We start from the raw sequence: 24969 nt of genomic DNA, 5'->3' as shown, positions 1-24969 counted from the left end.
CTCCCCGCACCACCTCCGGCTCGCGAAACCGGCTTCGGCGCGCGGGAACGCGCCGATCCGACGTGCCGGACGTGATTCTGCGAGCCGACCGGGCAGTCGGCTGCTCCACGCGCCACCTCCGGCTCGTGGAAGCGGGTTCGGCACGCGGGAACGAGCGGTTCCGGCGTGCCGGGAGCGATTCCGTGAGCCGGAAGTGCGTGGAATGGGCCGCGGCAGAACGGCGGAGTCCGAGCCCGGGTCAGCTCGCGGCGGTGCGGGTCGCGGCGAGGCGGCCGAGGCGGGTGCGGGCGGCGCGCTCGCTGGGCGAGACGCGGCCGAGGTACAGCTCGAGGGAGCGCATCAGCAGGCGGGTCGCGGTGATCGCAGGCCACCACGGGCGGCGGAGGCCGAGGAGGCGGCGCACCTCGGGCGACAGCGAGGCGGTGGCGCCGGCGAAGAGCAGCGGGTAGATCAGCCCGGCCTCCCCGGGGAGCTTCACCGTCCGGAGGAACTCGACCGCCTCGTGCACGCGCTCGTCGGGACGCAGCTCGCCCGCGAACCCGGCCAGCTGCTCGCGCAGCTCGGTGACGCTCTCGGGCGGGTTCTCCACCCCGAGCAGGCGGCCGGACGCGGCCCACTCGCGGACGTAGGCGTCGGCACCGCCCGGGATCGGGCCGCCCCACAGCTGGTGCGCGCCGAGGAACGCGTCGGTGAAGGCGTCGTGCACCCAGAGCAGCAGCCGCGGATCCTGCGCCGAGTAGTGCCGCTCGACGTCGGTCGCGTCCTGGTAGGTGCCGACGATCCGCTCGTGCACGCCGGTCACCCAGCGGGCGGCTCCGGAGGCGGTGGCGGTGTCGCCGAAGCTGGTGGTGAGCACCCAGCGCACGGTGTTGTCGAGGCGGCCCATCGGGTCCTCGCGGTAGCGGGAGTGGTCGTGCACGCCGGCCATCGCGCCCGCGTGCAGCGTCTGCATCAGCAGGGCGCGGACGCCGGCGACCATCGTCGGCATCGCGCCGTTGACGGCCCAGACGGCGCTGCCGGGGCCGAAGAGGCCCGCGTCGTCGCCCGTCTCGAGGGCGGCGACCCAGTCGGGGCGGGGGCGGGGACGGCGTCGACTCATCCATCGAGTCTGCGCTCGGATCCTGGGTGCGACCGTCTCTTCCCTCACTCCGCCAGGGGTGCTACAGGGCAGGAGGTTCCCGGGCCGCCGGGCTCGTCCGAGGTCCTCGGATCACGCCGGGGGTGCCGGGCCCGCCTCACTCCCCCAGCAGCTCGCGCAGGTCGTCGGCGGTGAGCGCCTGGGCGAACAGCTCGCCCTCGTCGAGGACGGCCGTGCTCAGGCGCGCCTTGCGCTCCTTCAGCCGGACGATCTTCTCCTCGATCGTGTCCTTCGCCACCAGCCGGTAGACGTTGACCCGGCGCTCCTGGCCGATCCGGTGCGCGCGGTCCACCGCCTGGGCCTCGGCGGCGGGGTTCCACCAGGGGTCGAGGATGAAGACGTGGTCGGCCTCGGTCAGCGTGAGCCCGGTTCCGCCCGCCTTCAGGCTGATCAGGAACACCGGCGCGGCTCCGGAGCGGAACTCGTCGATCACCGCACCCCGGTCGCGGGTGGAGCCGTCGAGCTGCACGAACGGGATCCCCCGCCGCCGCAGCCGCTCGGCCGCGCGCTCCAGGTACGAGGTGAAGGTGCTGAAGACGAGCGCCCGGCGCCCCTCCGCCAGCACGTCGTCGAGCTGCTCGATCAGCGCGTCGAGCTTGGCCGAGGGCACGTGCCGGTACGCGGGATCGACCAGCGAGGCGTCCAGGGCGAGCAGGCGGAGCAGCGTGAGCGAGCGGAACACGGTGAAGCGCTGGCGGTCGAGGTCGTCGACCAGCCCGAGGAGCTTCCGCCGCTCGCGCTGCAGATAGCCGTCGTAGAGCACCCGGTGGCTCGGAGCGAGGGTGACCTCGAGGGTCTGCTCCTGCTTCTCGGGCAGCTCGGGCGCCACCGCCTCCTTCGTCCGGCGCAGCAGGAACGGGCGGATCCGGCGGCGCAGCCGGTCGAGGCGCCGCCGCGCTCCCTCGGAGTGCGAGACCGTGCGCCCCGCCGACAGGTCCGGCGAGACGATGCCGACCGGCTCGTCCGCGTGCACGATCGGGCGGGTGAACTCCTCCCGGAAGCGCCGCAGCGACGGCAGGAGGCCGGGCGCGGTCAGCGCGAGGACCGCCCACAGCTCGTCGAGCGAGTTCTCGAGCGGCGTGCCGGTGAGCGCGAGGGTGATCGGCGCGCCGACGCCGCGAGCGGCCCGGTGCGCCTGCGAGGACGGGTTCTTCACGAACTGCGCCTCGTCGAGGACGAGGGCCGACCACTGCCGCTCGGCCCACTGCTCACCGGCCAGGCGGAGCACCGCGTAGCTGGTGACCACGACGTCGAGGTCGGCCGGCAGGGCGGCGAGCGTGTCGCCGCGCCCGTCCCGAGTGCTGGTCACCGCCGCGACCCGGAGCGACGGGGCGAAGCGGGCCGCCTCCGAGAGCCAGCCGGGCAGCACGGAGGTCGGCGCGACCACGAGGAACGGCGCGGCGCGGACTCCGGCGGCGCGCGCCTCCTCCACCGCCTGCAGCATCATCGCGAGGGTCTGCAGCGTCTTGCCCAGCCCCATGTCGTCGGCGAGGATCCCGCCGAGCCCATGGCGGCGGCGGTGCACGAGCCAGGAATAGCCCTCGCGCTGGTACGAGCGCAGCTCGCCGGTGAGGCCGGCCGGCGGCTCGACGTCGACCGGCGCACCCGCGGCCAGAGCGTTGTCGAGCACGACCTTCCAGGCATCGGAGGCGGTGCTCGCGTCGGCGAGCTCGTCCAGCTCCTCCCAGAGCGCGGTCTGGTGCCGGCCGATCCGCGGGCCGGTCTCCCACTCCTCCAGCTCGTCGGCGCGCTGCAGCAGCTCGCGGAGCCGGTCGAGGCCGGGATGCGCGAGCGAGAGGTAGGAGTGGTCCACGAGCCGGATCCGGTCGCCGCCGTTCGCGAGCGCGCGGAACAGCGGGCCGAAGGGGACGCTCGCGTCGCCGATCGTGACGACGACGCCGAGGTCGAACCAGTCGGCGCTCTCGGTGTCGGCCGCGGTGAGCGTGAGGGTGAGCGGTCCGTTGAGCAGCCGGTAGTCGGGCTGCTTCCCCTCGCGCTCGATCCGCACGCCGCCGACGTTCTCGAGGAGCGGCAGCTGCTCGACGACGAAGACCGCCGCCGCCGCGCCGCGCAGGACCGCCGGCCGGTCGACGTCGGGGACGACGTCCGACTGCGCGGCGGCCAGGACGGTCCGGGCGCGGCGGAGGATCGAGTCCTCGAGCGCGTCGTCGTCGGCATCGTCGAGCTCGCGCGCACGGTCGGGGCTGCGCCGCCAGTGGAAGCCGACGCGGACGACGCGGCGCGGCTCGAACGAGACGGTGCAGACCAGCCGGGGCGGCTCTGGCTCGTCCAGCTCCACGCCGGCGTCCGCGCCCCGCACAGCGACTCGGCCGCGCAGGGTCGGCAGGTGCTCCGCCAGGAACTCGGCGACGTCCTCCGCCGGGATACCCGTCGGCTCGGGATGGCGGAGCAGCCGCAGCTCCTCGTCGTCGAGCGGCTGCGGGGTCGGCGCGAGCAGCAGCGCGGTCGGGTCGCCGGACTCCACCAGGTAGACGCCGTGCCGGGAGATGGGCCTCGCGGCCTCGAGCGGGCGCTCGCCGGCGTCGAGCCGGAGGACGGGGGTGAGCTCCAGGGCGCCCGCCAGCTCGGAGGCGACCAGGGCGACATGCGCCGAGGCGGAGCGCGCGAGAGCACCCGCGCCGGTGGTGAGCAGCAGGATGCGCAGGCCCTCCGCCTGCTCGAGCAGGCGCCAGAGCAGCGGGCTCTCGTAGTCGTCGAGGTGGATCCAGTCCGGGTCCTGGCCGAGGTGCACGGTGCGGGTGGCCCGGTGCAGCGCGGCGAACTCGGCGAACCAGCGCTGATGCGCCGGATCCAGCGAGAGCCGGTGGGTCTGGAAGTTGAGCGACTTCCAGGTGAGGGTCGTCCGGTTCCAGGCGCCGCCGCGGCCCGGCACGACCGGGCGGGTGGCGAGGCGGTGGTCGTCACGCTCGGCGGGGTCGTAGGTCGCCGCGGTGACGCGCTCGCTCGTCGGCGCGCGCCACGGGTCGTCCACGCGCCGGACGAGGCGGCGCAACTCGAACTGCAGGCCGATCGGCGTGAGCGTCGGAGTCGGCTCTCCGGGCTCGCCGCCGCTGAGCTCGCCCACACGGGCGCGCCAGGAGGCGGCGGACTTCTCGGGAGGCATCGCCCCATGCTGTCACGCCGGTCCGACACCGATCCTCGGTCGGTGCGGCGCCGGTCCCCGCGCCGGCCCGGGTCAGCGGCAGAATCGGAGGATGAGCAGCAACGACTCCCCCGCCCCCACCGTCCTCGCGATCGGCAGCGACGAGCTGCGCGTGGCGCTGACGACCGCGGGCGCCGAGATGACCTCCCTCCGCGACACCGAGAACCGCGAGTACCTCTGGCAGGCCGGACCCGAGTGGCGCCGGCACGCGCCCGTGCTCTTCCCGATCATCGGGCGGCTGCCGGGCGACACCCTTCACCACGACGGCCGCGACCACCCGATGGGCCAGCACGGCTTCGCGCGCGACCGCGTCTTCGAGCTGGCCGGCGTCGGCGGCGACGAGGCCGTCTTCCGGCTGCGCAGCGACGACGCGACCCGCGCGGTGTTCCCCTTCGACTGGTCGCTGCTGATCGCCTACGCGGTGACCGGATCGACGCTGCGGATCACGCAGACCGTCGAGAACCGCGGCACGGAGCCGCTCGGCGCCTCGGTCGGCAACCACCCGGCGTTCGCCCTGCCGCTGCCCGGCGCGACCGGTGATCACCGGATCCGCTTCGCGCAGCCCGAGCCGGAGGGCTTCCGCCGGGCTCCCGAGAACCTGCTCGTCGCCGAGCGCCACCCGGCGCCGCTGGAGGACGGCGTGCTCACGGTGGACGACGCGCACTTCGAGGAGGGCGTGCTGATCTTCGACGAGCCCCGCCGCCGCACGCTGACGCTCGAGGCCGACGGCGCGCGCTCGATCGCGGTCGACAGCGGCGACTTCGACGTCGTCGGCGTCTGGAAGCCGGTCGGCGCGCCGTTCGTCTGCATCGAGCCGTGGCGGAGCGTGCCGACGCCGGAGGGCTGGGACGGCGACATCGTCGACAAGCCGCGGCAGTTCGTGCTCGCCCCGGGCGAGCAGCGCGCCTTCTCCTACAGCATCACGCTCAGCTGAGGCTCCTCGCGCTGCAGCTGCGCGTCGAGGAGCTCGAAGCGGCGGATGATCAGGCCTTCGCGGGTCGCCCACGGGCAGATCACGAGCGTCTCGACGTGCAGCGCCTCCATGGCCGCCTCGGCGACGAGCGCGCCGGCCAGCAGCTGCGGGGCGCGGAGCGTGGAGACACCGGGCAGCGCCGAGCGGTCGGCCGCGCTGATCGCGGCGAGGCGGGAGGACCAGAGCCGCAGGTCGACGAGGTGCAGCTCGCGGCGGGCGAGCGGGCCCGCGGCGCTGGGAGCGGCGCCGGCGATCCGGGCCAGGGAGCGGAAGGTCTTCGAGGTGCCGGCCACGAGGTCGGGGGTGCCGAGGGCGAGGAAGGCGCGGACGGGTTCGGCGAGCACCTCGCGGGCGTGCCGGCGGGCGGCCTTGACGCTCGTGGCGGAGGCGGGGTCGCCGTCGAGGAGGTCGCGGGTGACGCGGCCGGCTCCGAGCGGCACCGAGACGGCGAGCTCGGGCACCTCGTCGACGCCCATCGACAGCTCGAAGGAGCCGCCGCCGATGTCGAGGTCGAGGATCGAGCCGGCGCCCCAGCCGAACCAGCGGCGCACGGCGAGGAAGGTCGCGGACGCCTCGGCCTCGCCGCCGAGCTCCTGGAGGTGCACGCCGGTCTCGGTGCGGACGCGCTCGAGCACCGCGGCGCCGTTGCCGGCCTCGCGGATCGCGGAGGTGGCGAAGGCGAGCAGGTCCTCCGCGCGGTGGCGGCGGGCGACCTCGTGCGCCTCGGCGACGAAGGAGATCAGCTCGCGCTGCCCCTCCTCCGTGATGTCGCCGGCGGCGTCCAGGAAGGCGACCAGCGCGAGGCTGCGCTTGTGCGACCGGTACGGCACGGGACGCGCCCCCGGGTGCGCATCGACGAGCAGCAGATGGACCGTGTTGGAGCCGATGTCGAGCACGCCGAGTCGCATGCCCCCACGCTAGCGCGGCCCGCAGCCGCCCCCGGACCGGCGGCGACGCCCGCGAGGATCGCACCGCATCGTCGGGCACGAGCATGCCGATCGAGCAGCCCGCGGAACGGGCGCATCGAGATCCACCCGCGCCCGAACGAGTCAGCAGACCCGCCCTGCCGAAGACGCCGGGTCTCGATACGCCGCCACGCGGCTACTCGACCAGCATGGAAGGCACGCCCCTCTGAAGGAGCCGCTGTGCACGCTCGGCCGGGGTCGGCAGCTGCTCATGCGGCGAGGAGCGGCTCGCGCCCCGAAGGGGCCGCGGCCCTTGCACCCGACGCGCTGGCGGGCGTGGGTCTCGATACGCCGCTGCGCGGCTACTCGACCAGCATGGACGCGCGGCTGCTCGATCAGCAGGAGCGGGAGCACCCACCCCCGCTCGGGAGCGTGGCGCCCCGAAGGGGTCGCCACCCCTGCAGACCGGCCGCCGCTCCGCAGGGCCACCGGCGATCCGCGTGCCAGCGGATCGTCGTACCCGGAACGCGACCGGCTCCCACCAGCGCACCCCGTCGCGAAGCCGACCGCCGACGGACGACGAGGAACGCGGAGTCCGTCGCAGAAGGGCCCGGTCGCGCTGGCGACCGGGCCCTTCTGCAGAGACTCAGTGGTCCCAGTTCTCCACCGGCTCGGAGGAGCTGGAGGAGCCGACGACGTGCACGCGCATGTCGTTGGTGGTGCCGGCGCGTCCGGGGGGCGATCCGGAGACGACGACGACGGTGTCGCCGGCCTTCGCGAGGTTCTCGCGGAGGAGGACGGCGTCGACCTGGGCGAACATGGCGTCCGTGTGGTTCACGCGGGGCGTGACGTAGGACTGGACGCCCCAGTTGAGCGCCATGCGGCGGCGGACCGAGGGCTCGGGGGTGAAGCCGATGATCGGGATGCCGTGGCGCAGGCGGGTCATGCGGCGGACGGAGTCGCCGGACTCGGTGAAGACGCAGAGGAACTTGGCCTCGACGAACTCGGCGACCTCGGCGGCGGCGAGGGTGACGGAGCCGCCCTGGGTGCGCGGCTTGCTGCCGAGCGGGGGGATCCGCTCGAGGCCGTGCTCCTCGGTGGACTCGACGATGCGGGCCATCGTCTGAACGGTGACGACCGGCCAGGCGCCGACGCTGGTCTCGCCGGAGAGCATGACCGCGTCGGCTCCGTCGAGGATGGCGTTGGCGACGTCGGAGGCCTCGGCGCGGGTGGGGCGCGGGCTCTCGATCATCGACTCGAGCATCTGGGTGGCGACGATGACGGGCTTGGCCCAGCGGCGGGCGAGCTCGACGGCGTGCTTCTGCACGATCGGCACGGCCTCGAGGGGCAGCTCGACGCCGAGGTCGCCGCGGGCGACCATGATGCCGTCGAAGACGTCGATGATCTCCTGCAGGTTGTCGACCGCCTGCGGCTTCTCGATCTTGGCGATGACGGGAGCCTTGCGGCCCTCCTCCGCCATGATCTCGTGCACGCGGACGATGTCGCTGGCGTTGCGCACGAAGGAGAGCGCGATGATGTCCGCGCCCAGGCGGATGGCCCAGCGGAGGTCGTCCTCGTCCTTCTGCGACAGCGCGGGCACGTTGACCGCGACGCCGGGCAGGTTGATGCCCTTGTTGTTCGAGATGTTGCCGGGGACGACGCACTCGGTGATGACGCGGGGGCCCTCGACGGCGGTGACGCGGACCGCGACCTTGCCGTCGTCGATCAGGAGCATGTCGCCGGGGTTCACGTCGTCGGGCAGGCCCTTGAACGTGGTGCCCGAGAGCTCCTTGGTGCCGAGGACGTCCTCGGTGGTGATGGTGAAGACGTCGCCCTCGACGAGGGGGTACGGACCGCCCTCGAACTTGCCGAGGCGGATCTTGGGACCCTGCAGGTCGACCATGATCGCGACGGCGCGACCGGAGTCCTCGGCGGCCTTCCGCACGAGGCGGTAGATGCCCTCGTGCACGTCGTAGCTGCCGTGGCTGAGGTTCATGCGGGCCACGTCCACGCCGGCGTCGATGATCGCACGAATGGTCTCGTACGACGACGTTGCCGGGCCGAGGGTGGCGACGATTTTCGCTCGTCTCATTGAGGGGGTGCTCCGTTGTTCTGCGCCCGAGGGCGCGTCGATAGCGGGGAGGGTGAGCTGTGAAGCTGGCGCGCGAAGACTATCGCGTCCGTGGGACTAGAGCGTGAAGCCCCGGTCGTTGGGCCCGACGGGCGCGGGCAGCTGGGTGGTGCCTTCGAGGTAGCGGTCGATCTCGGCCGCGACGGAGCGGCCCTCGGCGATGGCCCAGACGATCAGCGACTGGCCGCGGCCGGCGTCCCCGGCGACGAAGACGCCCGGGACGCTGGTCTCGAATCGGTCGCCGCGGACCACGTTGCCGCGGTCCGTGAACGGCACCTCGAGCTGGCCGGCGAGGTGCTCCGACTCGGGGCCGGTGAAGCCCAGGGCCAGGAGGACCAGGTCGGCCGGGATCTCGCGCTCGGTGCCCGCCTTGGGCACGCGGCGTCCGTCGAGGTACTCGGTCTCGGCCACGCGCACGGCGCGGACCTCGCCGACCTCGTTCGCGAGGAACTCGACGGTGGAGGCGAGGTAGACGCGCTCCCCGCCCTCCTCGTGGGCGCTGGCGACCTCGAAGACGGTCGGGTCCATCGGCCAGGGCTGGCTGTCCGGACGCTGCGACGGGGGCTGCGTGCCGATCGCGAGGTTGGTGACCGAGGCCGCCTTCTGGCGGTGCGCGGTGCCGATGCAGTCCGCTCCGGTGTCGCCGCCGCCGAGGACGACCACGTGCTTGCCCTCGGCCGAGATCTGCTCGAACACGCGGTCGCCCGCGATGGCGTGGTTCGACTGCACCAGGTACTCCATCGCGAAGTGCACGCCGGCCAGGTCGCGGCCGGGGATCGGCAGATCGCGCGGGACCATCGCGCCGGTGGCGACCACGACGGCGTCGTAGCGCGCGCGCAGGTCGTCCCAGGTGATGTCCGTGCCGATGTCGACGCCGGCGCGGAAGCGGGTGCCCTCGGCCTTCATCTGGTTCAGGCGCAGCTCGAGGTGCTTCTTCTCCATCTTGAAGTCGGGGATGCCGTAGCGCAGGAGGCCGCCGATGCGGTCGTCGCGCTCGTAGACCGCGACGGTGTGCCCGGCGCGGGTGAGCTGCTGCGCCGCGGCGAGGCCGGCGGGGCCGGAGCCGACGACGGCGACCGTCTTGCCGGTCAGGCGCTCCGGCGGGTGCGGCTGCACCCAGTCGTTGCCGAAGGCCTGATCGATGATCGAGACCTCGATCTGCTTGATCGTGACCGCGGGCTGGTTGATGCCGAGCACGCAGGACGACTCGCAGGGCGCCGGGCACAGGCGGCCGGTGAACTCCGGGAAGTTGTTGGTCGCGTGCAGGCGCTCGATCGCCTGGCGGCCCTCGCCGCGCCACATCAGGTCGTTCCACTCGGGGATCAGGTTCCCGAGCGGGCAGCCCTTGTGGCAGAACGGGATGCCGCAGTCCATGCAGCGGCCGGCCTGCCGGCGCAGCACGGCGGTGTCGCCCTGCTCGTACACCTCTTTCCAGTCCATCAGCCGCACGGACACCGGGCGCCGCTTAGGCAGCTCCCGGTCCTGCACCTTCAGGAATCCCTTGGGATCAGCCACCGGTCACCTCCAGAATCCGTCCCCAGACGACGTCGCCGTCGGGGTCGAGCCCCTCTTCGACGGCGGATGCTCGCGTCGCGAGCACCGCGGCGAAGTCGCGGGGCAGTACCTTGACGAAACGCGAGACGGTTCCGTCGAAATCGTCGAGCATCCCCTGGGCCAGGGTCGACTCGGTCTCGGCCACGTGCCGCTCGAGCAGGTCGCGCAGGATCTCCACGTCGGCGCTGCCGAGCTCGGAGAGCGTCAGCTCCCCGGAGGCGATCGCGTCGCGGTTGACGAGCTCGCGGCTCAGGTCGTGGATGTAGGCGGTGCCGCCGGACATGCCCGCGCCGAGATTGCGGCCGGTCGCGCCGAGGATGACGGCGAGCCCGCCGGTCATGTACTCGAGCGCGTGGTCGCCCACGCCCTCGACGACCGCCGTGGCACCGGAGTTGCGGACCAGGAAGCGCTCGCCGACCATCCCGCGGATGAACATCGTGCCCTGGGTCGCGCCGTAGCCGATCACGTTGCCGGCGATGACGTTCGCCGACGCGTCGAAGGTGCTGCGGCGGTCGGGCCGCACCACGATCTGACCGCCGGAGAGGCCCTTGCCGACGTAGTCGTTCGAGTCGCCCTCGAGGCGCAGCGTGATGCCCGCGGGCAGGAACGCGCCGAGCGACTGCCCGGCCGAGCCGCGCAGGTTCACCGTGATGGAGTCGGCCGGCAGCCCGTTCTCGCCGTAGCGGACGGTCACCTCGTGGCCGAGCATGGTGCCGACCGCGCGCTCGGTGTTCTTGATCTCGCGGTCGATCACCACGGTGCCGCGGTGGTCGAGCACGTTCGCGGCGAGGCGGATCAGCTCGTTGTCGAAGTGCTTCTCCAGCTCGTGCTCCTGCGCGCGGCCGTGGCGGCGCGGCTCCTCGGCGCGGAAGACCGGGCCGACCAGGATCGGCGTCAGGTCGAGCCCGCTCGCCTTCCAGTGCTCGATGGCGCGGTTGACGTCGAGAAGCTCGCGGTGGCCGACGATCTCGTCGATCGAGCGGAAGCCGAGCTGGGCGAGGTACTCGCGCACCTCCTGGGCGATGAACTCGAAGAAGTTGACGACGAACTCGGGCTTGCCGTTGAAGCGCTTGCGCAGCTCGGGGTTCTGCGTCGCGACGCCCACCGGGCAGGTGTCGAGGTGGCAGACGCGCATCATGATGCAGCCCTCGACGATCAGCGGGGCGGTGGCGAAGCCGAACTCCTCGGCGCCGAGCAGGGCCCCGATGACGACGTCGCGGCCGGTCTTCATCTGGCCGTCGACCTGCACCACGACGCGGTCGCGCATGCCGTTGAGCATCAGCGTCTGCTGGGTCTCGGCGAGGCCGAGCTCCCACGGCGTGCCCGCGTGCTTGAGCGAGTTGACGGGGCTCGCGCCGGTGCCGCCGTCGTGGCCCGAGACGAGGATCACGTCGGCGAGGGCCTTCGCCGTGCCGGCCGCGACCGCGCCGATGCCCGACTGGCTGACGAGCTTCGCGTGGATGCGCGCCTTCGGGTTCGCCCGCTTGAGGTCGAAGATCAGCTGCTTGAGGTCCTCGATCGAGTAGATGTCGTGGTGCGGCGGCGGCGAGATCAGGCCGACTCCCGCGGTCGCGTGCCGGGTGCGCGCGATCCACGGGTAGACCTTGGTCGGCGGCAGCTGGCCGCCCTCGCCGGGCTTGGCGCCCTGGGCGAGCTTGATCTGGATGTCGTCGGCGTGGGTCAGGTACATGCTCGTGACGCCGAAGCGGCCCGAGGCGACCTGCTTGATCGCGGAGCGGCGCTCGGGGTCGAGCAGCCGCTCGGTGTCCTCGCCGCCCTCGCCGGTGTTCGACTTGGCGCCGAGGCGGTTCATCGCGATGGCGAGCGTCTCGTGCGCCTCCGGCGAGATGGAGCCGTAGCTCATCGCCCCGGTGGAGAAGCGCTTGACGATGGACTCGACCGACTCGACCTCGTCGATCGGGACGGGCGTGCGGCCCTCCGTGTCGAGGGTGAACATGCCGCGGAGGGTCATCAGCGAGAGCGCCTGGTCGTCGACCATCTTCGTGTACTCGCGGAAGACGTCGTAGCGGCGGTTGCGCGTGGAGTGCTGCAGCCGGAAGACGGTGTCCGGGTTGAAGAGGTGCGGCGCGCCGTCGCGGCGCCACTGGTACTCGCCGCCGACCGCGAGGCGCTCGTGCGCGACGACCGCGCCGTCCTCGGGGTACGCGGCGCGGTGGCGCGCGGCGTTCTCCTCGGCGACGACCTCGATCCCGATGCCGCCGAGCTTGGAGGCGGTGCCGGTGAAGTACTGGTCGACGAAGACCTGGCTGAGGCCCACGGCCTCGAAGGTCTGCGCGCCGGCGTAGCTGGACACGGTCGAGATGCCCATCTTGGACATGATCTTGAGGACGCCCTTGCCGAGCGCCTTGATCACGTTCTTGACGGCCTTCTCGGGCGAGAGGTCCGAGATCATGCCGCTGCGGACCAGCTGCTCGCAGGTCTCCATCGCGAGGTACGGGTTCACCGCGGAGGCGCCGTAGCCGATCAGCGTCGCGACGTGGTGCACCTCGCGGACGTCGCCGGCCTCGACGACCAGCCCGACGCGCATCCGGTTCTCGGTGCGGATCAGGTGGTGGTGCACGGCGGCGAGCATCAGCAGCGAGGGGATCGGCGCGAGGTCCTTGGTGGAGTCGCGGTCCGAGAGCACCAGGAACTGCGCTCCGGCGGCGATCGCCTCGTCGGCCTCGGCGCACATCGCGTCGAGACGGTCCTGCATGGCGCGGGGACCGGCGTCGACGCGGTAGAGACCGCGGATCGTCGTGGTGATGTGGCTGAGCGGGCGCGGCGCGATGTGCTGGATCTTGGCGAGCTCGTCGTTGTCGATCACCGGGAAGTCGAGGACGACCTGGCGGGCGTGCTCGGCGCCGGCCGAGAGCAGGTTGCGCTCCGGGCCGAGGCCGAGGCGCAGCGAGGTGACGACCTCCTCGCGGATGGAGTCGAGCGGCGGGTTGGTCACCTGCGCGAACGCCTGGGTGAAGTAGTCGAAGAGCAGCCGCGGGCGCTTCGAGAGCACCGCGACGGGCGTGTCGGAGCCCATGGCGCCGAGCGGCTCGGCGCCGGCCTTCGCCATCGGCAGCAGCAGCAGCCGCACCTCCTCCTCGGTGTAGCCGAAGGTGCGCTGGCGGCGGTTGACCGACGCGGGCGTGTGCACGATGTGCTCGCGCTCCGGCAGGTCCTTGAGGTTGATGCGGCCCTTGTCGAGCCACTCGTCGAAGGGACCGGAGTCCGCGAGCTGCGCCTTGATCTCCTCGTCCTCGACGATGCGGCCCTGCTCGGTGTCGACCAGGAACATCCGGCCCGGCTGGAGGCGGCCCTTGCGGACGATCTTCGCGGGGTCGATGTCGAGGACGCCGATCTCGCTGGCGAGCACGACGAGGCCGTCGTCGGTGACGACGTAGCGGCCGGGACGCAGGCCGTTGCGGTCCAGCGTGGCGCCGACGAGGTCGCCGTCGGTGAAGACGATCGCGGCCGGGCCGTCCCACGGCTCCATGAGCATCGAGTGGTACTCGTAGAACGCGCGGCGCTTCTGGTCGATCGCGGCGGCCTGGTTCTCCCACGCCTCCGGGACCATCATCATGATCGCGTGCGGCAGCGAGCGGCCCGCGAGCGTGAGCAGCTCGACGGTCTCGTCGAACGAGGCGGAGTCGCTGCGGCCGGTCGAGACGATCGGGAACAGCGGCGAGAGGTCGCCGAGCTCGGCGCTCTTCAGCTGCGACTGGCGCGCGCGCATCCAGTTGCGGTTGCCCTGCACGGTGTTGATCTCGCCGTTGTGCGCGATCATCCGGAACGGCTGCGCGAGCGGCCAGGACGGGAAGGTGTTGGTCGAGTAGCGCGAGTGCACCAGCGCGAGCTTCGAGGTGAAGCGCTCGTCCGAGAGGTCGGGGTAGAACGGCTCGAGCTGGAGCGTGGTGACCATGCCCTTGTAGACGAGCGTGCGGCTCGAGAGCGACATGAAGTACACCTCGAGCTCGCGCTCGACGCGCTTGCGCAGGCGGAAGGTGAGGCGGTCGAGGCGGAGCCCGGCCAGCGGCACGCCGGCCGCGTCGGTGAGCTCGCTCGAGACGTAGAGCTGCTCGATCGCCGGCATGGCGGCGCGGGCGAGCGTGCCGATCTCGTCCGGCTGCACCGGGATCGAGCGCCAGCCGAGGACGGTGAGGTTCTCCTCGCGGGCCATCTCGGCGATGGTCGACTTGACCCGCTCGCGCTCGAAGACGTCGACCGGGAGGAAGGCGTTGCCGACCGCGTACTGCCCGGCGGGGGGCAGCTCGACGGCCGCGACGGCCCGCAGGAAGTCGTCGGGGATCTGGGTGATGATCCCCGCGCCGTCGCCGGTGCCGGCGTCGGAGCCGACCGCGCCGCGGTGCTCGAGGTTGCGCAGCGCGTTCAGCGCGGCGTCGATGATGTCGTGCCCGGCCGTCCCGCGCATGGTGGCGACCATGGCGAGACCGCAGGCGTCCTTCTCGGCCGCCGGGTCGTACATCCCCTGCGCGGACGGGGTGCCGAGGAACGGCACGGCGGGGACGCGGGGCGAGGGCTGAACGGGAGCCATGGGGACCGTCCTCACGAGAGTCGTAGCGGATCGGGACGTCGCTGGCCCGCGGTGTGGTGGTGGAGGAGCGGCTCCCCGATCGGGAGGGCCGTGCATTCGGTGGTCGCGGAGCGGAGGTCTGGCGCCGTCGTCGGGGTCGTGCGCTCGCTCCCCCGCGGCAGCGCTTGTGGCTGAGCCGCGGTGGGGCGGACGGACGGAGAGGTGAGCTGGATGCGGGGCCGCGGGGGTGCCGCGGACCGCGTCAGCTGCGGGAGACCGTCGACTTCTCGGCGTCGGTGCCGGAAGAAGGAGTGGTGGCGTCGGAGTCGGACTCGACGTCCTCGAATTCTACCGCAGCCGGGGCGGGCGTCCACTCGCGGCCGGGCCGATAGGCCGAGGTCTCGCGACCCGGGTGCTCGCGCCGCTGGATCACGACGAGGACCAGACCGACGACGACGGCGGCCAGCGCCGCCCAGACGTTGGTGCGGATGCCCCAGAAGAACTCGCTCGGGTCGATCCGGATGGACTCGAACCAGACGCGGCCGATGCCGTACCAGATCAGGTAGGCGGCGAAGACGGTGCCCCACTGCAGCTTGAGGCGGCGCTCGAGCAGCAGGATGACCGCGATGCCGACGACGTTCCAGAGGATCTCGTAGAGGAAGGTCGGGTGGAAGAGCGTGCCGGCGGGCAGGCCGACGGGGAAGGCCGGGTTGCTGCTCTCGATCTCGAGGCCCCAGGGCAGGGTCGTCGGGAGGCCGAACAGCTCGTGGTTGAACCAGTTGCCGAGGCGGCCGATGGCCTGCGCGGCGAGCATGCCGGGCGCGAGGGCGTCGGCGAAGGTCCAGAAGCGGACGCCGGTCCAGCGGCAGCCGATCCAGGCGCCGACGGCGCCGCCGATCAGGCCGCCGAAGATCGCGTTGCCGCCGTTCCAGATCCGGATGATCTCCCACGGGTCCGCGCCGGCGTAGAAGTAGTCGCCGGGGTGCGTGAGCACGTGGTAGAGCCGCGCGCCGATGATGCCGAGCGGCACGGCCCAGATGATGATGTCGAGGACGACCCACGGCTCGGCCCCGCGGCGCTTGAGGCGGGCGTTCGTCATGATCGTGGCGACCACGATGCCGACCAGGATGCAGACGGCATAGGTGTGGATCGAGAACGCGCGATCGAAGAGCGTGAAGTCGTACTGACTCCACGCCTCGGGCGGACTCGGGATGCTCAGCGGTACGGACACCGGTACGTCGACCTTTCGAAGGAGGGATCCCGCGGTCGCGGCGGCGCCGCGCCCCGACGGGCATCCCGAGTGTACTGGGAGGCGTCAGGCGCGCGGACGCGTGCCCTCTGCCAGACCGCGAGCCGTCTCCGCCACCGCGGCGACTCCCCCGGAGGCGAGCGCGCGCACGAGGGCCGAGCCGACGATCGCGCCGTCGGCGTAGGCGAGGATCTCGGCGACCTGGTCGCCGGTCGAGACGCCCACGCCGACGCAGGCGCTGTCCGAGCCGGCGGTGCGCAGGCGCTCGACGAGCGTGCGGGCGGCACGGTCGACGTCCGCGCGCGCTCCGGTGATGCCCATCGTCGAGACCGCGTAGACGAAGCCGCGGCTCGCCTCGACGGTCGCTCGCAGGCGCTCGTCGCTCGAGGAGGGGGCGGCGAGGAAGACCCGGTCGAGGCCGAGGCGCTCGGACACGGCCATCCACTCCGCGCCCTCGTCGGGGATGAGGTCGGGCGTGATCAGGCCGGAGCCGCCGGCCTCGGCGAGGTCGGTGGCGAAGCGCTCGACCCCGTACTGCAGCACGGGGTTGTAGTACGTCATCACCAGCACCGGCACGTCCACGCGGGCGCGGATCTCGCGGACCGCGTCGAAGCCGTGGCGCAGGCGGAAGCCGCCGGCGAGGGCGGCCTGGGTCGCCTCCTGGATGACGGGGCCGTCCATGACCGGGTCGGAGTAGGGCAGGCCGAGCTCGATCGCGTCCACGCCGTTCTCGGCGAGGGCCACTGCGGCGTCGATGCTCGTCGCGAGGTCCGGGAAGCCGGCGGGCAGGTAGCCGATCAGGGCGCCCGCGGCCTCCTGGTTGCGGCGGCGGACAGTCTCGGCGACGCTCGGGCCGACGCCGCTCACGACTGCACCGCGCCCTGGTCGACGAGTCCGAAGTAGCGCGCGGCGGTGGTCATGTCCTTGTCGCCGCGGCCGGAGAGGTTGACCAGGATGGTCGCGTCGGGGCCGAGCTCGCGGCCGAGCTCGAGCGTGCCCGCGAGGGCGTGCGCCGACTCGATCGCGGGGATGATGCCCTCGGTGCGGCTGAGCAGCATCAGGGCGTCCATCGCGGCGGAGTCGGTGACCGCGCGGTAGTCGGCGCGGCCGATGCTGGAGAGCCAGGCGTGCTCGGGGCCGACGCCCGGGTAGTCGAGACCGGCCGAGATCGAGTGCGACTCGACGGTCTGGCCGTCCTCGTCCTGGAGCAGGAAGCTGCGGGCGCCGTGCAGGACGCCGGGGCGGCCCTTGCTGATGGTCGCCGCGTGGCGCGGGGTCTCGATGCCGTCGCCGCCGGCCTCGAAGCCGACCAGCCTGACCTCGGGGTCGTCGAGGAACGCGTGGAAGATGCCCATCGCGTTGGAGCCGCCGCCGACGCAGGCGGTGACCGCGGTGGGCAGGGCGCCGGTGAGCGCGAGGACCTGCTCGCGCGCCTCCTCGCCGATGATCTTCTGGAAGTCGCGCACCATCGCCGGGAAGGGGTGCGGGCCGGCCACGGTGCCGAAGACGTAGTTCGTCGTCTCGACGTTGGTGACCCAGTCGCGCATCGCGTCGTTGATCGCGTCCTTGAGGGTGCGCGAGCCGGTGGTCACCGAGACGACCTCGGCGCCGAGCAGGCGCATCCGGGCGACGTTGAGCGCCTGGCGCTCGGTGTCGACCTCGCCCATGTAGACGACGCAGTCGAGGCCGAAGAGCGCGGCGGCGGTGGCGGTGGCCACGCCGTGCTGGCCGGCGCCGGTCTCGGCGATCACGCGGGTCTTGCCGATGCGCTTGGTCAGCAGCGCCTGGCCGAGCACGTTGTTGATCTTGTGCGAGCCGGTGTGGTTGAGGTCCTCGCGCTTGAGGATGATCCGCGCACCGCCCGCGTGCTCGGCGAAGCGCGGCACCTCGGTGATGATCGAGGGCCGGCCGGTGTAGCTGCGGTGCAGCTCGGTCAGCTCGGCGCGGAACGCCGGGTCGACCTTGGTGCGCTCGTACTCGGCGCTCAGCTCGTCGAGCGCCTTCACGAGCGACTCGGGGACGTAGCGTCCGCCGAAGTCGCCGAAGTAGGGACCGAGTTCGTCTCGGAGTGCCATGGCAGTGCCGCCTATCGGTGGATCGTGATCAGTGCGCCAGGAAGCCGGCGAGGGTGGAGACGGGGTCGCCGCCGGTGACGAGGGCCTCGCCGACGAGGACGACGTCCGCGCCGGAGCGGCGGTAGTGCGCGACGTCGTCGGCCGAGAGGACCGCCGACTCCGCGACCTTGACGGCGCCGGCCGGGAAGCGCTCGGAGAGCCGTCCGAAGAGGTCGCGGTCGAGCTCGAAGGTGGAGAGGTCACGGGCGTTGACGCCGATCAGGCGCGCGCCGAGGTCGGCAGCCCGCTCGAGCTCGTCGCCCGAGTGGGTCTCGACCAGCGGGGTCATCCCGAGCTCGAGGACGAGGGCGTGCAGCTCGGCCAGCACGGGCTGCTCGAGCGCGGCGACGATGAGCAGGACGAGGTCCGCTCCGGAGGCGCGCGCCTCGAGCACCTGGTAGGGCTCCGCGATGAAGTCCTTGCGCAGGACCGGGATCGACACCTTCGCGCGGACGGCCTCGAGGTCGGCGAGGGAGCCCTTGAAGCGGCGCTCCTCGGTGAGGACGCTGATCGCGCTCGCTCCCCCGAGCTCGTACTGCCCGGCGAGCAGCGCGGGGTCGGGGATCTCGGCGAGGGCGCCGCGGGACGGGCTGGACCGCTTGACCTCGGCGATGATCCTGACGCGCTCGACCGGAGCCAGCGCGGCGAGGGCGTCGAGGGCGGGCGGGCGCTCGGCGGCACGCCGCTCGAGGGCGGCGAGCGGGACGGTCTCGCGACGCCGGGCCGCGTCGGCCAGGGCGCCGGCGGTCAGATCGCCGAGCACTCTACGCGCGCGCCTTCGGGTTGGCCTTCGCGCCGTCGACGCCGTAGCCCAGGCGGGCCAGGATCACGCCGACGAGGAGGCCGACCACGACGAGTCCGGCGGACAGCCAGACGACGAGGGGCAGGTCGAACCAGAAGGCGATCGTGCCGACCGTGAAGCCGACCAGCATGATGACGACGGCCGTCCACGCTGCGGGCGAGTGGCCGTGGTTGTCGTCGTCGTGCTCGGTGCTCATGGCTCTCCTCCTGGACGTGCGTGGGAACCAGAGCAGTCTAGCGGCTCGGGGCCGAAGGGCTCCGCCGCCGGGCGGGGTCTGCGGAGGGCGTGCTCAGCGGGCCGATGTGGGGTCGTCGCCGCGGGACAGCTCGTCCCAGGAGACGACGGGATCGATGTCGCCGTCGTCGGTCTGCACGGTCGTCGCGCCGTGGCCGTAGCCGTCGGCGGGCTCGAACCGGGAGGCGCGCTTCTTCTTCGCGCCGGGCCAGCGCCGGACCGTGACGAGCACGAGCACGCCGATGACCGCGGTCAGCACGCCGGCCACCAGCGCGACGACCGGCCAGGCGGTGACGGAGGACGAGGCGACGAGCGCGGCGACCGACTCCCGGCCCGCGATCGCGGTCGCATCGGTGACCAGCGACGAGCCGGCGCGCACGGGATCGGCGAGCGCGGTCGAGGCGGCCAGGACGACCGAGCCGCCGAGGACGATCTGCAGCAGCCCGAGGACGATCCGGAAGGCCGGCCCGGCGATGGCGAGCGCGGCCGCGAGAGCGAGCCCGGCGAGGGCCAGGGCCGACAGGGCCGGCGCGGCCACGGTGCCGACGACGGAGAGCGCCCGGCCGTCGCCGACGCCCGGGGTGAGCAAGAGCGTCGCCCAGGGCTGGGTGGAGGCGGTGAGCTCGAGCGCGGCGAGCAGCACGATCCCGAGGATCGCGGAGTACTTGAGGCGCCGGCCGCTCACGCCTGGGGTCCGAGGTCCGTCACCGGGGCGAGCGGATCGACGTCGAAGCAGGAGTGCTCGCCGGTGTGGCAGGCGGCGCCGATCTGCTCGACCTGCACGAGCAGCGTGTCGGCGTCGCAGTCCAGCGCGGCCCCGCGGACGTACTGGGCGTGCCCGGAGGTGTCGCCCTTCCGCCAGTACTCCCGGCGGGAGCGCGACCAGAAGGTCACCCGGCCCTCGGTCAGCGTGCGGCGCAGCGCCTCGCGGTCCATCCAGCCGAGCATCAGCACCTCGCGCGTGTCGTGCTCCTGGATGACGGCGGGCAGGAGGCCGCTCGCGTCGAAGGTCGCGCGGTCGAGGACCGCGCTGAGGTCGTCGGTGCTCGTCGCGCCATCGGTCGTCGTCTCGGTGCTCATCGGCGGATCTCGATCCCGGAGTCGTCGAGGGCGCGCTTCACGTCGCCGATCGTCAGCTCGCGATTGTGGAAGACGGAGGCGGCGAGCACCGCGTCGGCGCCCGCCTCGATGGCGGGGGCGAAGTGCTCGACGGCGCCGGCGCCGCCCGAGGCGATCACCGGCACGGTGCTCAGCTCGCGCATCGCCGTGATCAGCGGCAGGTCGAAGCCCTGCTTGGTGCCGTCGGCGTCGATGGAGTTGACCAGCAGCTCGCCGGCCCCGCGCTCAACGGCGTCGGCCGCCCAGGCGAGGGCGTCGAGCGTCGTCTCGCGGCGACCGCCGTGGGTGGTGACGACGAAGCCGGAGGGCGTGGCGTCGCTCCGCTTGACGTCGAGCGAGAGCACGAGCACCTGCGCGCCGAAGACGTCGGCGATCTCGCCGATCAGCTCGGGGCGGGCGATCGCAGCGGAGTTGACGCCGACCTTGTCCGCGCCGTGCGCGAGCAGGCGCGAGACGTCCTCGACGGAGCGCACTCCCCCGCCGACGGTGAGCGGGATGAAGACCTGCTCGGCGGTCGCGCGGACGACCTCGTAGGTGGTGGAGCGGTCGTCGACGGTGGCCGTGACGTCGAGGAAGGTCAGCTCGTCGGCGCCCTGCTCGAAGTAGAGGCGGGCGAGCTCGACCGGGTCGCCGGCGTCGCGGAGGTTCTGGAAGTTGACGCCCTTGACGACGCGGCCGGCGGCCACGTCGAGGCACGGGATGACGCGGACGGCGAGACTCATCGCTCCCCCTCCTAGAGGCGTGCGGCGTGGATCGAGGTGACCAGGATCGCGCGGGCGCCGAGGTCGTACAGGCGGTCCATCACCTGGTTCATGTCGGCGCGCGGCACCATGACCCGTACGGCGACCCACTCGGGGTCGTGCAGCGGCGAGACGGTGGGCGACTCGAAGCCGGGCGCGAGCGCGGTGGCGGTCTCGAGCAGCGCGACGGGGCAGTCGTAGTCGAGCAGCACGTACTCGCGCGCCACGAGGACGCCCTGCAGGCGGCGCAGCAGGACCGGGATGCCCTCGGGCTCGCCCGCGCCGGAGACGAGGACGGCCGTGGACTTCAGGATGACGGGGCCGAAGATCTCCAGGCCCGCCTTCCGCAGCGTGGTGCCGGTCTCGACGACGTCGGCGATCACGTCGGCGACGCCGAGCTGGATGGCCGACTCGACCGCGCCGTCCAAGCGGATGAGGGTGACCTCGACGCCGTGCTCGCGCAGGAATCGGCCGACGAGACCGGGGTAGCTGGTCGCGACGCGGAGGCCGTCGATCTGCTGCAGCTCGGTGTAGCGGCCGGCCGGACCGGCGAAGCGGAAGGTCGAGTCGGCGAAGCCGAGGCTGGCGATCTCGCGCGCCTCGGAGCCGGAGTCGATCAGCAGGTCGCGGCCGGTGACGCCGACGTCCAGCGCGCCGGAGCCGACGTAGGTGGCGATGTCGCGCGGGCGGAGGTAGAAGAACTCGACGCCGTTGCGCTCGTCGACGACGTGCAGCTCCTTGGGATCGCGGCGGCCGGTGTAGCCGGCCTCGGCCAGCATCTGGCCGGCGGTCTCGGAGAGCGAGCCCTTGTTCGGGACGGCGACGCGCAGGAGCGCGGGCGGGGCGGTGGTGCCGGTGGTGTCAGGAGTGGTGGGGGTGGTCGTGGTCACGACGGGACGTCCTCTGGAGGTCGAGGGTGATTCGGTGAGCGGAGGCGCGACGGCGCCTCGGAGAGCGTGGGAGCGCGCGGCCACGTGGCGGCGGCGCACTCCGGCGATCGGGGGGACGCTCACAGATGTCGGTAGACGTCGGCCGTCGTCAGGCCCTTCGCGAGCATCAGCACCTGCAGGTGGTAGAGCAGCTGCGAGATCTCCTCGGCCGTGCGCTCGTCGCCCTCGTACTCGGCGGCCATCCACACCTCGGCGGCCTCCTCGACGATCTTCTTGCCGATGAAGTGCACACCGGCGTCGAGCTCGCGGACCGTGCCCGAACCCTCGGGACGCGCGGCGGCCTTCTCGCCCAGCTCAGCGAAGAGGTCGTCGAAAGTTTTCACCGGGGAAGTCTATACGCGGCGGCGGACCGGCGAGGGCGGCCGGGTCAGTGGCGGTGCAGGAGGGAGGACGCGGTGTCGCGGAGCGCGGCGATGGCCGCCTCCGGGTCGTCGGCGCCGAACACGGCGGAGCCGGCGACGAAGGTGTCGGCACCCGCCTCGGCGGCGATCTCGATCGTGCCGGGGGCGATGCCGCCGTCGACCTGGAGCCAGACGTCGAGGCCGATGCGGTCGACGACCTCGCGCAGCGCGTGCAGCTTCGGCATCGTCTCCGCCATGAAGGACTGGCCGCCGAAGCCGGGCTCGACCGTCATCACGAGCACCTGGTCGAACTCGGGCAGCAGGTCGAGGTAGTCGTCGACCGGCGTGCCGGGCTTGAGCGCGATGCCGGCGCGCGCGCCGATCTCACGGAGGCGGCGCGCCAGCGCGACGGCGTCGCGCGCGGCCTCGGCGTGGAAGGTGACGGAGTAGGCGCCCGTCTCGGCGTAGCCCGGCGCCCAGCGGTCGGGGTCGTCGATCATCAGGTGCACGTCGAGGGGGCGCGGCGACACCTCCTGGAGGCGCTGCACCATCGGCAGGCCGAAGGTGAGGTTCGGCACGAAGTGGTTGTCCATCACGTCGACGTGCACGAGATCGGCCCCGGCGATCCGCTGCAGCTCGGCCTCGAAGTTGACGAAGTCGGCGGACAGGATGCTGGGGTTGATCCGTGCGGGCATGCTCCCCAGCCTAGGCCGGGCGGCCGGGCCGTCAGGCCGGGCTGCGGCGCAGCAGCTGGATGAACATCGCGTCCGTCCCGTGCCGGTGCGGCCAGAGCTGCACGTGCAGCGCGCCCTCGGCCAGCGGCAGCGGCTCGCGGGTGATGCCGCGGAGGACCGCCGGGGTGTCGACGAGCTCGAAGCCGCCGGGGTGGCGCTCCGCGGCGAGGGCGAGCACGCGCTTGGTCTCGCCGAGGTGCGGCGAGCAGGTGACGTAGGCGAGCAGTCCGCCGGGCGCGAGCGCGGCGAGGGCGGAGTCGAGCAGCTCGCCCTGCAGGGCGGCGAGCGGGGCGACGTCGTCGGCGGTCTTCCGCCAGCGCGCCTCCGGGCGGCGGCGGAGGGCGCCGAGTCCGGTGCACGGGGCGTCGAGGAGGACGCGGTCGAAGGTGTCCGGCTGCTCCTCGCCGAGGGTGCGGCCGTCACCGGTGCGGACCTCGACGGTCGGGTCGACCGCGGCGAGGGCCTGGCGGACGAGCCCCGCCCGTGCGGGGACGACCTCGTTGGCCAGCAGCGTCGCGCCGCCCGCGCGCGCCTCGGCGGCGAGCAGCGCCGCCTTGCCGCCGGGGCCGGCGCAGAGGTCGAGCCAGCGCTCGCCCGCGCGGACTGGCTCGGCGCGGGAGAGCGCCAGCGCGGCCAGCTGCGAGCCCTCGTCCTGGACGCGCACCCGGCCCTCGTGCACGGGCACGATCGCCTCGGGGTCACCTCCGGTGCTGACGAGACCGACGGGCGAGTAGCGGTCGGGCGCGGCGTCGGGCAGCTCGGCGGGCTCCGCGAGGCCGGGCAGGGCGACGAGGTTCACCCGCGGCGCCGCGTTGTCGGCGGCGAGCAGGGCCTCGAGCTCGTCGGCGGCGCCCTCCGCGGTGAGGGCGCGGCGCAGGGCCTTGACGATCCAGACCGGGTGCGAGGTCGCCGCGGCAATGCGGTCGTCACCCGAGGTCGCCGCGTCCGCGACGCGCTGCTGCCACTCCTCGGCGCTCGAGCGGGTCACCGAGCGCAGCACCGCGTTCGCGAAGGCGACGGCGCCGCGGGAGGAACCGCCCGCAACGAGCGCGACGCTCTCGTTGACGGCGGCGTGCGCGGCGACGCGGGTGCCGAGCAGCTGGTGCACGCCGAGCCGGAGCGCGTCGAGCACCGGGGCGTCGATGGTCTCGACGGCGCGGCCGGCGGCGAGGGCGATCACCCGGTCGTAGTAGCCGGAGAGGCGGAGCGTGCCGTAGCAGAGCTCGGTGGCCAGGCCCGCGTCGGCCGGCGAGAGCTCGGCGGCGCGGATCCGGGCGGGCAGCACGAGGTTGGCGTAGGCGTCGCCGCCGCTGACCGCGAGCAGGACGTCGTAGGCGACCTGGCGGGCCGGAGCGACCGTGGTCCGGGCGCTCACGCGAGCACCGTGCTCTCGCGCAGGCCCCGGGCCCAGGCGGCGCCGGACATCGCGGTCTTGCCGGCGGGCTGCACCGAGCCGAGCTCGACGGCGCCGTCGCCCGTGCCGACCAGGGCGCGGCCTGCGTCGAGGAGCACGGCACCGGGCGCGAGGGGAGCGTCCGTGCGCGCCTCGTGGACGGCGAGCACCTTCAATCGCGCATCGCCGACCGCCGTCGACGCTCCGGGCTCGGGAGTGACCCCGCGGACGAGCGCGAGGATCCGCGCGGTCGGCAGGGACCAGTCGATCCGGCCGTCGGTCACGTCGAGCTTGGGGGCGAGCGTGACCTCGCCCGACTGCGGCACGGCGACCGCGGTCCCGGCGGCGAGCCCGTCGACGACCTCGCCGGTCAGGGCGGCCCCGCGCTCGGCGAGCACCTCGAGCAGCTCGCCGGCCGAGCGCCCGGCGACCTCCTCCTGGATCTCGGCGAAGACGTCGCCCGCGTCGAGCTCGGCGACCAGCTGGAAGACGGCCGCGCCGATCCGCTGCTCCCCCGCCATCAGCGCGCGCTGGACGGGCGCCGCCCCGCGCCAGCGCGGCAGCAGCGAGAAGTGCAGGTTGATCCAGCCGAGGCGCGGCACCGCCAGCAGCCGCGCGCGGACCAGGCCGCCGTAGGCCACGATCACGCCGAGGTCGGGCTCGAGGGCCGCGATCCGGTCGGTGACCTCCTCGTCGAGGCGGTTCGCCTTGAGCACCGGCAGGCCGAGCTCCTCGGCGACCGCGGCGACCGGCGAGGGCGTGAGCACGCGCTTCCGGCCGACGGGCGCGTCCGCCCGGGTGACCACCGCGACGATCTCGTGCTCGGATGCGGCCAGGGCGCGCAGGGTGGGGACGGCGGCGGCCGGCGTGCCGGCGAAGACGAGGCGCACGAGGAGCTCCT

At 73.2% G+C, this 24969-nt stretch carries 20 protein-coding genes; 1 reads left to right on the top strand and 19 read right to left on the bottom strand.

The genetic code is table 11. The annotated features are described in order from the left end of the window. Positions 1–238: 238 nt before the first annotated feature. Positions 239–1099, bottom strand: a complete 861-nt coding sequence (locus tag MT355_RS13830; RefSeq protein WP_243599960.1) for an oxygenase MpaB family protein — start codon at positions 1097–1099, stop codon at positions 239–241. A gap of 136 nt (positions 1100–1235) precedes the next feature. After that, positions 1236–4262 carry a DEAD/DEAH box helicase gene (locus MT355_RS13825; RefSeq protein WP_243599959.1) on the bottom strand — a complete coding sequence of 1009 codons (3027 nt, stop codon included), beginning with the start codon at positions 4260–4262 and terminating at the stop codon, positions 1236–1238. Between the two features lie 91 nt (positions 4263–4353). Between MT355_RS13825 and MT355_RS13820 the strand changes: the two genes are divergently transcribed. Beyond that, complete coding sequence (locus MT355_RS13820; RefSeq protein ID WP_243599958.1) at positions 4354–5235, top strand: aldose 1-epimerase family protein; 882 nt, start codon at positions 4354–4356, stop codon at positions 5233–5235. Here MT355_RS13820 and MT355_RS13815 read toward each other — a convergent pair. The 17 genes from MT355_RS13815 to fmt all read right to left on the bottom strand — a co-directional run bounded on the left by MT355_RS13815 (position 5214) and on the right by fmt (position 24958). Then, positions 5214–6182 carry a Ppx/GppA phosphatase family protein gene (locus tag MT355_RS13815; protein WP_243599957.1) on the bottom strand — a complete coding sequence of 323 codons (969 nt, stop codon included), beginning with the start codon at positions 6180–6182 and terminating at the stop codon, positions 5214–5216. The genes MT355_RS13820 and MT355_RS13815 overlap by 22 nt on opposite strands. 643 nt (positions 6183–6825) lie before the next feature. Continuing rightward, a complete protein-coding gene (gene pyk / locus MT355_RS13810) occupies positions 6826–8271 on the bottom strand; it encodes a pyruvate kinase (protein WP_243599956.1) in 1446 nt (481 codons plus the stop codon). Positions 8272–8367: 96 nt separating this feature from the next. After that, complete coding sequence (locus tag MT355_RS13805; protein WP_123446240.1) at positions 8368–9825, bottom strand: glutamate synthase subunit beta; 1458 nt, start codon at positions 9823–9825, stop codon at positions 8368–8370. Beyond that, on the bottom strand, positions 9818–14413 hold the full coding sequence (gene gltB, locus MT355_RS13800) for a glutamate synthase large subunit (RefSeq protein ID WP_374204657.1): 4596 nt from the start codon (positions 14411–14413) through the stop codon (positions 9818–9820). Before gltB ends, MT355_RS13805 begins: the two co-directional genes overlap by 8 nt. A gap of 241 nt (positions 14414–14654) precedes the next feature. After that, positions 14655–15623, bottom strand: a complete 969-nt coding sequence (lgt, locus tag MT355_RS13795) for a prolipoprotein diacylglyceryl transferase (RefSeq protein WP_372487855.1) — start codon at positions 15621–15623, stop codon at positions 14655–14657. An 84-nt stretch (positions 15624–15707) separates the two neighbouring features. Then, positions 15708–16508 carry a tryptophan synthase subunit alpha gene (gene trpA / locus MT355_RS13790; protein WP_123446238.1) on the bottom strand — a complete coding sequence of 267 codons (801 nt, stop codon included), beginning with the start codon at positions 16506–16508 and terminating at the stop codon, positions 15708–15710. Further along, complete coding sequence (gene trpB, locus MT355_RS13785) at positions 16505–17716, bottom strand: tryptophan synthase subunit beta (protein ID WP_123446237.1); 1212 nt, start codon at positions 17714–17716, stop codon at positions 16505–16507. The genes trpA and trpB overlap by 4 nt, the downstream gene beginning before the upstream one ends. A gap of 28 nt (positions 17717–17744) precedes the next feature. Then, entirely contained in the window at positions 17745–18518 is a 774-nt protein-coding gene (gene trpC / locus MT355_RS13780) for an indole-3-glycerol phosphate synthase TrpC (RefSeq protein ID WP_243599955.1), read from the bottom strand. A 1-nt stretch (position 18519) separates the two neighbouring features. Then, positions 18520–18753, bottom strand: a complete 234-nt coding sequence (locus MT355_RS13775) for a DUF6704 family protein (protein ID WP_123446235.1) — start codon at positions 18751–18753, stop codon at positions 18520–18522. 93 nt (positions 18754–18846) lie between these two features. Further along, entirely contained in the window at positions 18847–19476 is a 630-nt protein-coding gene (locus MT355_RS13770) for a Trp biosynthesis-associated membrane protein (RefSeq protein WP_243599954.1), read from the bottom strand. After that, positions 19473–19871, bottom strand: a complete 399-nt coding sequence (gene hisI / locus MT355_RS13765; protein ID WP_243599953.1) for a phosphoribosyl-AMP cyclohydrolase — start codon at positions 19869–19871, stop codon at positions 19473–19475. The genes MT355_RS13770 and hisI overlap by 4 nt, the downstream gene beginning before the upstream one ends. Beyond that, complete coding sequence (gene hisF / locus MT355_RS13760) at positions 19868–20632, bottom strand: imidazole glycerol phosphate synthase subunit HisF (RefSeq protein ID WP_159422551.1); 765 nt, start codon at positions 20630–20632, stop codon at positions 19868–19870. Before hisF ends, hisI begins: the two co-directional genes overlap by 4 nt. Positions 20633–20643: 11 nt before the next feature. Beyond that, entirely contained in the window at positions 20644–21540 is an 897-nt protein-coding gene (gene hisG / locus MT355_RS13755) for an ATP phosphoribosyltransferase (RefSeq protein ID WP_132436266.1), read from the bottom strand. 119 nt (positions 21541–21659) lie between these two features. Beyond that, positions 21660–21923 (bottom strand): phosphoribosyl-ATP diphosphatase, encoded by a 264-nt coding sequence (locus MT355_RS13750; RefSeq protein WP_055791842.1) that lies wholly within the window; start codon positions 21921–21923, stop codon positions 21660–21662. A 44-nt stretch (positions 21924–21967) separates the two neighbouring features. Then, positions 21968–22636: a ribulose-phosphate 3-epimerase gene (gene rpe / locus MT355_RS13745; protein ID WP_243599952.1), complete on the bottom strand. Its 669-nt coding sequence runs from the start codon at positions 22634–22636 to the stop codon at positions 21968–21970. A gap of 31 nt (positions 22637–22667) precedes the next feature. Next, complete coding sequence (locus MT355_RS13740) at positions 22668–24050, bottom strand: RsmB/NOP family class I SAM-dependent RNA methyltransferase (protein ID WP_243599951.1); 1383 nt, start codon at positions 24048–24050, stop codon at positions 22668–22670. Then, on the bottom strand, positions 24047–24958 hold the full coding sequence (fmt, locus tag MT355_RS13735) for a methionyl-tRNA formyltransferase (protein WP_243599950.1): 912 nt from the start codon (positions 24956–24958) through the stop codon (positions 24047–24049). Before fmt ends, MT355_RS13740 begins: the two co-directional genes overlap by 4 nt. Positions 24959–24969 lie beyond the last annotated feature (11 nt).

This window comes from Rathayibacter sp. VKM Ac-2929 (assembly GCF_022815495.1).
Taxonomy (GTDB): domain Bacteria; phylum Actinomycetota; class Actinomycetes; order Actinomycetales; family Microbacteriaceae; genus Rathayibacter; species Rathayibacter festucae.
The sequence above is the reverse complement of the archived record's forward strand: the minus strand, read 5'-3'. Positions and strand labels throughout refer to the sequence as shown.